Source organism: uncultured Halorubrum sp. (assembly GCF_937146585.1).
Taxonomy (GTDB): Archaea; Halobacteriota; Halobacteria; order Halobacteriales; family Haloferacaceae; genus Halorubrum; species Halorubrum miltondacostae.
The window spans coordinates 1-2,572 of sequence record NZ_CAKZRO010000173.1 but is presented as its reverse complement, the minus strand read 5'-3'; the positions used below and the strand labels follow the sequence as shown (position 1 = coordinate 2,572).

Below are 2,572 nucleotides of genomic sequence, written 5' to 3'. Positions count from 1 at the left end.
GACGGTCGAGTCCGCGCTCGGGCCGGCCGGGCCGGCCGCCGTCGCGATCGCCGCCGCCGGCGTCGGGGTCGCCTTCGTGGGCGCGTACCTCCTCGCGTTCGCGTACGTCCGGCCGGCCGCGCTCGCCGCGTTCGCGGCGTCCGGGCGGCTCAGGGACGGACTGAACCCGCGGCGGGTGGCCGACGTCGCCGCGACGGGCCCGTACGCCACGGGGTGGACGCTCGCGGTGGGCGCGCTCGCGGTCGGGTACGCCGTGGCGGTCCCCACCGCGCCGCTGGTCGTCGGGGTCGCGCTCGCCTTCCTGGTCCGGGTCGTCGCTCACGGGCTCTACGGGCGGGGCGCGGCCCGCGCCATGGCCGCGGGGTCGGAGAACTGGGACGGGGCGGGAGCGGCCGTCGGCGCGGGTCGCGCCGATACGAGCGCCGGAAGCCAGACGATCGGTGTCGCGGGCGCGGCTGGCGGCACGGGCGCGACTCGCGGCGCGGAACCGCCACGGGGCGGGACGGCGACTCGCGGCACGGCGACGCCCGAGAGCGGTCCCGCGCCCGAGAGCCCGTCGGTTCAGGTCGTCTCGGGAGACGGCGGGCGGCCGATGCGGAGCGAGCCGCCGGCCGCGGTCCAGGTCGGCCGGGCCGTTCCGGTCGGGGACGAGAGCGACGACGTCGAGGGCGACACCGGTGCCAGCGGCGACGTGGCCGACGCGATCGATGCGAGCGACGGTGACGGCGTGGCCGACGCGACCGACACTGACGGGACGGCCGACGCGAGCGACGCGGCCGCCGACCCGAACTCGGACGCCGCCGCCCGGGACGACGGCTTCGAGTGGGGGCCGACCCTCGACGAGGCGGAAGACAAGGGTTGATACGGTCCCGAGCGAACGCTCGGACATGCGCATCTCCGAGCGGGGGTACGGCGAGGAGGGCCGGGAACGGCTCACGCTGGTCCCCGAGAACGTGGACGACCTCTGGCACCTCGCGCACGTCCTTGAACCCGGGGACCTCGTCGAGGGCGACACCACACGGCGGATCCAGCGGAACGACGACCAGATGCGGGACACCGGCGGCCAGCGCGAGCACATCTTCGTCACCCTCCAAGTGGAGGACGTGGAGTTCGCGCGGTTCGCCAACCGGCTCCGCGTGTCGGGGGTCATCGTCGGCTGCTCGCGGGAGGACCAGCTCAACGCCCACCACACGCTCAACGTCGAGGAGCACGACGAGATCACCGTCGAGAAGCACTTCAAGCCCGACCAGACGGAGCGGTTAGAGGAGGCCACGGAGGCCGCGGAGAACCCGGACGTGGCCATCGCGACCGTCGAGGAGGGCGCGGCGTACGTCCACACGGTCCAGCAGTACGGGACCGAGGAGTACGCCTCGTTCACGAAGCCGACCGGGAAAGGCGAGTTCTCGCGGCCCCGCGAGGAGCTGTTCGCGGAGCTGGGCGAGGCGCTCGCGCACCTCGACGCCGACGCCGTGATCCTCGCCGGCCCGGGGTTCACGAAGAGCGACGCGCGCGACTACATCGACGAGGAGTACCGCGACCTCTCCGACCGGATCACCACGGTCGACACCTCCGCGGCGGGCGACCGCGGCGTCCACGAGGTGCTCAAGCGCGGCGCGGTCGACGAGGTTCAAAAGGAGACCCGCATCTCCAAGGAGGCGAGTCTCATCGACGACCTGACGGAGAACATCGCGACGGGCGCGAAGGCGACGTACGGCCCGGACGACACCGCCGAGGCCGCCGAGTTCGGCGCGGTCGAGACGCTGCTCGTCGTCGACGAGCGGCTCCGCACCGAGCGGCAGGGGAACGGCGACTGGGAGATCGACGTCAACGAGGTGATCGAGTCGGTGGAGCGACAGGGCGGCGACGTGGTCGTCTTCTCCTCGGAGTTCGCCCCCGGCGAGCAGCTGTCGAACCTCGGCGGCATCGGCGCGATCCTGCGCTACCGACTCCAGTAGGCGGTCCGTCGGGGGCGAACGGCGACCGGCCCGGAGCGGCCGCGGCCGTGTGCTTATCCGAGCGCGCCGTCAACGTCGGATCGATGGCGGACCGATCCGGGGACGGCGGCGAGACGACCGCGGCCGAGTCGGCGGGGGCGACCGCCGACGCCGCGGACGACGCCGACCCGCTCCCCGACGACCTCGACGACGCGGGCGTCGACGACGAGGTGAAGCGCCGCCTGCGCGAGGCGTACCTCAACGACGAGGAGAACGCGCTGATCGTCACTCGGGTGCGCTCCGTCGGCGACCGGGTCGCCGTCGAGATGCGCCCGCCCCACGGCGACGCCACCCACACCGAGCGGTTCGACGCCCCGCGCGACGGCTCGCTCCGGGAGTCGGAGGCGTTCCTCGAGTTCTTGGAGGCCGCGGGCGTCTCGCCGCTCGACGTCGACGAGCTGGTCGGGGCCCGCGTGCCCGCGACGTACGACCCCGAGACGGGCTGGGAGGTCGACGCCGCCTACCGCGCCGAGGCGGACGGGGATGGGCGGCTCGCGGCCGCTCGGGACTGGCTGTGGACCTACCGAGCGTGGCTGCTCGCCGGGCTGCTCGTCGGCGGGGAACTGGTGTTCGTCGCC

General features: G+C 74.1%; 3 protein-coding genes. All 3 read left to right on the top strand.

Features of this window, described 5'->3' with window-relative positions:
* Positions 1–862 (top strand): DUF4013 domain-containing protein (locus Q0116_RS14315; protein ID WP_297889812.1); only part of this gene is annotated, 862 nt, incomplete at its 5' end.
* A gap of 25 nt (positions 863–887) precedes the next feature.
* Positions 888–1,955, top strand: a complete 1,068-nt coding sequence (locus Q0116_RS14310) for an mRNA surveillance protein pelota (protein ID WP_297889809.1) — start codon at positions 888–890, stop codon at positions 1,953–1,955.
* Between the two features lie 83 nt (positions 1,956–2,038).
* Positions 2,039–2,572, top strand: a 534-nt coding sequence (locus Q0116_RS14305) for a hypothetical protein (protein ID WP_297889805.1), incomplete at its 3' end; no start/stop codon positions are given.